A 7,288-nucleotide genomic window follows, 5' to 3' on the forward strand; every position below is an offset into this window, starting at 1 on the left:
GAGTGGGGTGTCTTCTTTCTTGTCTATTGGTTGGTGGGGATCGGGTTCTGGGGGAAAAAGGAGACGGGGAGACGGGGAGACTGGGGGATGTGTGGGAAGACGGAGACGTAATCGTCAAGCTGATGATAGTAAACTTCTTACTTCTTACTCCTTACTTTCAATTAACGCCGCATGGCGAGCTTGGATTTCTTGCATCATGGCATCAATTTTTGCTAATTCTGGTTCCATTTGCGCCATTGCTTTGGCTTTGGGAAGTTTTGCTTTGTGGATGGCTTCGGTGGTATCGTGTACCAATCGATCGCGATATTTCTGAAGTTCGGTAATAATTTCAGCCAAATCGGCGGCGGTAACTTCGGCGATAGTAGTATTGAGATCGGATTCTGCCATATTGCTAAAATTCCTAAAAATTAATATTTTATAAGTCTTAAAAGTTGAGAACGATCGGCTCGTTGGGCAGAAACACCACCTTTATCCATCGAACGCCTCAATTAAATCTTCGCAGATCCGGTCACCAAGTGGTACAGCTTTTGATTAGAGTGAATGAAAGATCTCTTTATAGATATTGTGATGGAATTACCAGAAATTGAAGCTGCGTTACAGAATCCTGACTTTCAGTATCGCCTGAAAGCGATCGCCGCTCTTAAAGATTACGCTCCAGAAACTGCGGTGCCGATCTTAGTGGCTACGCTCAAAGACCCCGAATTTTTGGTACGATCGTTTGTGGCGAGAGGTTTGGGCAAACAACATTCAGCCGAATCTTTTGCCGCACTGTTAGAAATGACCAAATTTGATGATACGCCCAATGTCCGCGCCGAAGCTGCCAATTCGCTCTCTTTATACGGTAAAGTCTCGATTTCGCACCTAGTTTTAACATTTTGTCAAGACGATCACTGGTTGGTACGCCGGAGTATCCTCGCCGCTCTAGAAGAATTAGAAGCTCCCGCCGAACTAATTGAAATTTGTACCGAAGCTCTAGCAGGCGAAGATCTCACAGTAAAAGAAGCCGCGATCGATGCCTTGTCAACGCTCGTCAATTCCAGCCACCACGCCGCCGTGCTCGCCCAACTACTCACCCTTACCACCGCCGAATCCCCCCGCTTGCGCGCCAGAGTCGTCCACGCACTCCGCAAATTCGACGAACCCCAAGCCCAATCAGCTCTCATCGAACTCCGTCAAGACTCCGATCGTCAAGTCGTAGCCGCTACCTTAGAGGATTTATTCCAGCAATAATTTAGGGGATAGGGGATAGGGGATAGTGGATAGAAGTAATCGAACCTCCCCATCCCCCAGTCTCCCCGTCCCCCGTCCCCTATCCAAATCAAAATACCCATGCTATAATAGAAACTGATACCTGCGGATATGGCGGAATTGGTAGACGCGCCAGATTTAGGTTCTGGTTTCGCAAGAAGTGAAGGTTCGATTCCTTTTATCCGCATCTAAACTAAAAATCCGATCGGAGCAAGAATCGACTGTAGTAGAGTTAACTCAGTCGATTTTGTGTATATCCCTATAGATGAAGACGATCGTCGAATTTTTGCAATCTTTAATCGTTCCCGCGCCAATCGCCCCAGAAGTCATCCGTGCGAAAGCTCACGAATTATGGAAAGCGCAGGGAGGGGGGCATATTAATCCCGACGCTAATTGGCAAGCTGCGATCGAGCAATTAAAATTAGCAGAAAAACTCAGTCGGCGGAACTTTTTTCTAGAATTAATTCGGCTGATAATTGCCAGTATGAGTACTGGCGCAACTATTTTTGGTGGTTCCATCTTATTTCTCAACTTTTCTCAAGGCGAAAACCGACTGATTACCGAACGATTTACTCGCTCGATCGAGCAACTGGGAAACCAAACCGAAACAATTAGAATTGGCGGTATTTATGCCCTAGAAAGAATCGCTAACGATTCGCCCAGAGATGGCTGGACGATAATGGAGGTATTATCTTCTTTCGTGCGCGGCAAGCAAGATATTAAAGGGCAAGATGTGGCTAATTTAGCTGCAATTCGCACCGATGCTCAAGCCGCACTAACTGTGATTGCGCGGCGCAAGATCGAACTTGAAACTGAGAGTCAGTATCTCGATCTGAGCTTTACCAATCTTCGCGCCGCTAATCTGGTTGGAGCTAATTTAGATCGCACTAAACTAATTAGTTCTAGTCTCATTCAAGCCGACTTACGATCGGCAAATCTCAACGATGCCAATCTCAGTCATGCTAATCTGAATGGGGCAAATCTCACCCAATCCAAACTGATTCAAGCTAATTTAATTCAAGCTAATTTGAGTAATACCAATCTCAGTTCAGCCAATTTAGATCGAGCTAACTTAAATAAAGCCGATCTCAGCGATGCGATTCTCGATGGATCGATTTTGACTAATGCTAGCTTGGGTAACACCAATCTCAGCGGTGCGGTTTTAATCGGTGCAAATCTCCGAGGTGCTACGCTAAGTAAAGCCAATCTTACTAAAGCCGATCTGAGTGGTGCCGATTTAGCGGGAATAAATCTTGAAGGTGCCAATCTTAATAAAACCGATTTACGCAAGACTAAAAATTTAGATATCTCGCAGATCGATCGAACGCAAAATTGGACGCTAGCGATCTACGATCCAGAAATAGAAAAACTTATTAAAGCACCAACATCGCCAGCAGATACCCCCGATACAACAAAAACATCACTACCAAATACCTAAACTTATGTCTAACCAATCAATCGGTTTAAGCGACAATCTCTATAACTATCTAATAACCAATTCAGTCCGCGAACCAGAAATATTAACTCAACTGCGATCGACAACTGCCAAACATCCTCTGGCAAACATGCAAATCTCGCCAGAGCAAGGGCAATTGATGGGATTATTAGTCCAGTTAATCGGTGCGAAAAAATGCTTAGAAATTGGCGTATTTACAGGGTATTCGACTTTGGCAGTAGCCTTGAATTTACCAGCAGACGGTCGCATAATTGCCTGCGATGTCAGCGATGAATTTACCGCGATCGCCGCTGAATACTGGCAGCAAGCCGGGGTAAACGATAAAATCGATCTCCACATCGCTCCAGCACTAGAAACCCTCGATCGACTCCTGACAGATGGCGAAGCCGATACCTTTGATTTTGCTTTTATCGATGCCGATAAAAATAATTATGCCGCTTATTACGATCGATGTCTGCGGTTAGTCCGTCAGGGTGGATTAATTTTAATAGATAACGTGCTATGGTACGGTCGAGTTGCCGATCCTGCGATGAATGAAGATAAACGGACGCAGGCAATCAAACAACTAAATCAGCAAATCTATCACGACGATCGCGTTCAGATTAGTTTAATCCCCATCGGGGACGGACTGACGATCGCTAGAAAGAAATAAATTTGTAAAATCAAGGTGAATAATAATATTTTTCCTTAATATCGACATTCTTTCAGATAAAGAATGCACGAATTTACATGTAATTGTTCTATTGAATTTTAACTCTCAACTAACGAATCCATCCATCAGCTCCGCACCCTGTAATTAGATTAGATCTGAGCGTAGACAAACACCAATAAGTTTTTCCATCGAAAACAACACCATTTTTGATGTATTTTAAATTAGAAATATTCTGCCACGGTTGTTCTCCGCCTTCTGTATAGTAACGATATCGATTTCCTACGACTTCCAAACCTTGGTCTGTACCACCAATCCAATAACGACCGCTAGTAATTTTAGGAGATGCAGAATTTTTTTGCGTAACTTTAGTATTTTTGTCGATCGATTCCGCTTGCTCCTCATTTCTATCAGTCATAGTTGTAGAAGTTTTACTGCTGACACTGACATCATTACCTTTGATGTCGATATTTTGGCTATTGTCAACTCGAACATCTTTACTTGAAGTATCAATATTGGTGCTATTTTTAGCTTCAGATGATAGTCGATTGCGATCGGTATCGATACTCATACATCCACTGGAGATCGTCCCAACTAAACCAGCCAATATACAGCGTTTCGCGAGTGAGGAAAAATATCCCCAGTTTTTTTGATTCATATACGATCGATTTTCATCAGAAAATGTGAAATTTAATCCTATCTTCCCAGACAGCAACAACTAGCGGATGTTCCGATCGATTGCTAGCTGCCACCGTGACAATCAATCGGCTATCTCATCCTAATTTTTACCAAATGTCGGTTTAACCGCACTTACCTTCCGATATCTTCCCGCTGCGCTGACATTCATCCCAAATCCACAATTACTTTGCTGTTCTACTTTTAAGCCACCACCACCAAAATTCATCGTAATCGCACAATCGGCTTCAGCCCCTTCTGGCTTAAATATCGCCGTTCGCCCTTCAATGCTGGCGGTACCAATACCCGCACCCATATTTGCCATCGGGCTGCCATCAGCCATTTTAGATCGATACACTCCATCATATTCAACTTGGAGCCGTTGTTTGCCCAATGCCCAAATTTTGAACGTGCCCGAATTCGATTTCCAAGTACCATTAACTTGCGCGCTGGTGACAATTTTTGGTTGCGCTTGCGCGCTGATGGGCGTAAAGACAAGACAGCACAAGAGAATGGATATCGATCGAGTTTTCATGTTGTTAATACTAGCTAAAATTTTAATGACACTCACCGTCATCGAAGAGTTCCATATTATAGAAAATAATACCTTTGCAGGGAAGATACTTAATCGAAAATCTTATTAACGCGATCGATATTCAAAAATTGTCAGAGGCTTATCTAACCATTCACTAATTTCATCCGCCAACCATTTAACCTCGGCTTCAGTCTTTACAACACCGCGAGCTGTATCGAATAACCTGTGACCCCAAGGCGCGCAGATCGAGATATATTCTGTCTCTGCTTCACACTTTAAAGCCGCAGATCTCGTCACGAAATCTCCATCAGAGTCACGATCGGCGTAGCTAGGGAAAAAGGTAAGGTTCGTGATTTCTCGCTTGGGGATAGCAGTTTTGCGGTGTACCTGCCGACCGAATAGAGTTTTAGTTAGAGATATTTCATGCCGATCTATACGAACATGAGTTTTCCTAAATAAAATAAACAGGCAAGCATAAACAAGCAAGATACCGATCGCCAACAAAGGTAATAAAGAAAGCAACGATACGTTATTATCGGGAGATCTGATTTGCTCTCGGATAATTAAAATTAGCAATCCATCCCAAAAGAAAGTAAAGGGAAGCATGAAGAAAATCGATAGATAATATTCATATGGCGGAATATAGATCTCAAAAAAATCGCCACCTTTTGTCAGTTGAATTTTAGTCCCAAAAGGCTTATTCCCGAAATCGATAGTCTTCAAGGTTGCTCGGTGCGATCGCGCCTAGTGCTTTCCACTCCTATAATTCCCCGATCCACAGCTCGATCGCTAAGTTAAGATGGCAGCACCCCAGATTCTTGCAGTGCGTGGAGTTTGGCATAAACGCCGTGCTGCTGCACTAGCTCGTCGTGCGTCCCGACTTCCACAATCCGACCGCGATCTAAGACTACAATTTTATCGGCATCGCGGACGGTACTGAGTCGGTGGGCGATAACTAGCATGGTTCTGGTGCCCGAAATCGATCGCATTGCCAGTTGAATGGCGCGTTCCGACTCGTAATCGAGACTAGAGGTAGCCTCATCGAACACCAACACATTCGGATTGACAATTAAAGCGCGCGCGATGCCCAGCCGCTGCCGCTGTCCCCCCGATAGGCGCACGCCGCGCTCCCCTACCACCGTGGCATATCCCTGGGGTAGCTCGTGGATGAATTCATCGACTCGCGCCATTTGACAAGCAGCCATCACGTCATCAGCAGCGGCGGTAGGATTGCCATAGCGGAGATTATCCATAATCGTACCATTGAAGATATCGACCTCCTGATGGACGATCGCGAGGCGAGAACGATACGATCCGATCTCTAGCGATCGAACATCCTTACCATCGATACAAATTCGCCCCTGAGTTGGCTCGAAATAACGCAATAATAATTTCACCAGCGTAGACTTGCCCGAACCCGATTTACCAACCAGGGCAACGGTTTGACACGGCTCGATCGTCAGATCGATATCGTGCAAAATCGGTCGTTCTGGATCGTAACCAAAACTGAGCCTGTCGAATTCAATTTTACCCGCAAAATCATATTTCACTGTCGATCGATTGACTGACTGGAGATCGATCGCATCGCTACCGACTGGCTCGTGCATAAACTCATGGAACCGCAGCATCGAGGCATAGCGGCGCGCCAGAAACTCTGCCAAGATACTCAAGGGTTCTAACTCGGCATAAGCCATACTAGAGACTGTCAGCAGTGTCACAAAATGACCTAAAGACAGTTCGCCGCGCAGGGTAGCGAGTAGCGTCATCACCAGCACGCCAAAGATGCAACTTTGAACTACCGTACGCTGCCACATATTCAACCGCACGTAACTGCGGTGGATGCGGTAAAGTACTACTGTTAATTCTCGGTCTAAACGTTGCCGCTGTCGATCGAGTTCGTAGGGTTCGGCAGCGAAGGCTTTGACGGTTTTGATATTGGTAATAATTTCAGAGGTACGGCTTTCGGTATTCTCCATATAACTATCGAGCAGTGCCTCGCGGTTGATGATGTACCGCAGCCCTTTGAGACTAAAGCCCAGAATTAAGATAAATGAGAGCAAAAAGCCGATCGCAATCCGCCATTCCAGCAGATAAATCGCGATAAAAATCCCGAATATTCTCACTAACTTGGGAATCAATTGTCCGGCAATTTCTGGATAAGTCCAAGTATGATTGGTTAACCCGCGTGCGATTCTCCCGGCAATTCGTCCGGGGTTGTTTTCATCGTAGAAAGATAGCGGTAAAGTTAGAATTTTTTGCATCGTCAGATCGGCACGATCTCGTTTGGCTCGCAGTGGAATTGCCCAGTGGAACCAACTGCCAATCCAGGGTTGAATCGGCGCGCGCACGACAGATACGACAAAGACGATCGCCAGCAATAGCACGAGCGATAATTCAGCAGATGGTTGCAGGTTGAAGCTACTAGAAATCGCACTGATAAATGCCACCAAAGGTGCATCGAGCGGTTGCTTCGAGAGGACATTGAGAATTTGACCGATCGCATAGGGTACGGTTAAATCTATTACCTCAAATAAACTCGAAGCGGCAATACTGACGATCGCGATCGTCTGATAACTTTTAAAATACCCAATAATATCCCGATAAGATGCCACGATCTGACTCCCAGAATCTAAAAATTAGCTGCCAACGATCCAACACTTTCAGCTTAGAAACAACAGGTGCCATGAATTTGCATTTTGTTACGGAATTGACTGCTTTGAGCGTG

The 7,288-nt window shown here is 45.0% G+C and carries 8 protein-coding genes and 1 tRNA gene; 4 read left to right on the forward strand and 5 right to left on the reverse strand.

What is annotated here, in order from left to right:
- Positions 1–144 precede the first annotated feature (144 nt).
- Entirely contained in the window at positions 145–387 is a 243-nt protein-coding gene (locus RMO79_RS03045) for a hypothetical protein (protein ID WP_310481583.1), read from the reverse strand.
- 153 nt (positions 388–540) lie between these two features.
- Here RMO79_RS03045 and RMO79_RS03050 point away from each other — a divergent pair, with 153 nt between their 5' ends.
- The 4 genes from RMO79_RS03050 to RMO79_RS03065 all read left to right on the forward strand — a co-directional run bounded on the left by RMO79_RS03050 (position 541) and on the right by RMO79_RS03065 (position 3,356).
- Positions 541–1,230, forward strand: a complete 690-nt coding sequence (locus RMO79_RS03050; protein WP_310481584.1) for a HEAT repeat domain-containing protein — start codon at positions 541–543, stop codon at positions 1,228–1,230.
- Positions 1,231–1,353: 123 nt separating this feature from the next.
- Positions 1,354–1,435, forward strand: a tRNA-Leu gene (locus RMO79_RS03055).
- A 78-nt stretch (positions 1,436–1,513) separates the two neighbouring features.
- Positions 1,514–2,686, forward strand: a complete 1,173-nt coding sequence (locus RMO79_RS03060; RefSeq protein WP_310481585.1) for a pentapeptide repeat-containing protein — start codon at positions 1,514–1,516, stop codon at positions 2,684–2,686.
- Between the two features lie 4 nt (positions 2,687–2,690).
- Entirely contained in the window at positions 2,691–3,356 is a 666-nt protein-coding gene (locus RMO79_RS03065) for a class I SAM-dependent methyltransferase (RefSeq protein ID WP_310481586.1), read from the forward strand.
- A gap of 109 nt (positions 3,357–3,465) precedes the next feature.
- Here RMO79_RS03065 and RMO79_RS03070 read toward each other — a convergent pair whose 3' ends face one another.
- From RMO79_RS03070 to RMO79_RS03085, 4 genes are all read right to left on the reverse strand, one after another.
- Positions 3,466–4,011 carry a hypothetical protein gene (locus RMO79_RS03070; protein WP_310481587.1) on the reverse strand — a complete coding sequence of 182 codons (546 nt, stop codon included), beginning with the start codon at positions 4,009–4,011 and terminating at the stop codon, positions 3,466–3,468.
- Between the two features lie 120 nt (positions 4,012–4,131).
- The gene (locus tag RMO79_RS03075; RefSeq protein WP_310481588.1) at positions 4,132–4,563 is read right to left on the reverse strand and encodes a hypothetical protein; all 432 of its coding nucleotides are present in this window, start codon (positions 4,561–4,563) and stop codon (positions 4,132–4,134) included.
- 105 nt (positions 4,564–4,668) lie between these two features.
- Positions 4,669–5,286, reverse strand: coding sequence for a hypothetical protein (locus tag RMO79_RS03080; protein WP_310481589.1), 618 nt, complete (start codon positions 5,284–5,286; stop codon positions 4,669–4,671).
- Between the two features lie 71 nt (positions 5,287–5,357).
- On the reverse strand, positions 5,358–7,175 hold the full coding sequence (locus tag RMO79_RS03085; protein ID WP_310481590.1) for an ABC transporter ATP-binding protein: 1,818 nt from the start codon (positions 7,173–7,175) through the stop codon (positions 5,358–5,360).
- Between the last annotated feature and the right edge of the window lie 113 nt (positions 7,176–7,288).

This window comes from Chamaesiphon sp. VAR_48_metabat_403 (genome assembly GCF_031422475.1).
GTDB lineage: Bacteria > Cyanobacteriota > Cyanobacteriia > Cyanobacteriales > Chamaesiphonaceae > Chamaesiphon.

What these genes read in the sequence shown, in the direction of transcription:
- RMO79_RS03060 (WP_310481585.1), top strand. Translation starts at nt 1,514, where the DNA reads ATGAAGACGATCGTCGAATTTTTGCAATCTTTAATCGTTCCCGCGCCA.
- RMO79_RS03075 (WP_310481588.1), bottom strand. Translation starts at nt 4,563, where the DNA reads ATGAAAACTCGATCGATATCCATTCTCTTGTGCTGTCTTGTCTTTACG.
- RMO79_RS03065 (WP_310481586.1), top strand. Translation starts at nt 2,691, where the DNA reads ATGTCTAACCAATCAATCGGTTTAAGCGACAATCTCTATAACTATCTA.
- RMO79_RS03045 (WP_310481583.1), bottom strand. Translation starts at nt 387, where the DNA reads ATGGCAGAATCCGATCTCAATACTACTATCGCCGAAGTTACCGCCGCC.
- RMO79_RS03050 (WP_310481584.1), top strand. Translation starts at nt 541, where the DNA reads ATGAAAGATCTCTTTATAGATATTGTGATGGAATTACCAGAAATTGAA.
- RMO79_RS03070 (WP_310481587.1), bottom strand. Translation starts at nt 4,011, where the DNA reads ATGAATCAAAAAAACTGGGGATATTTTTCCTCACTCGCGAAACGCTGT.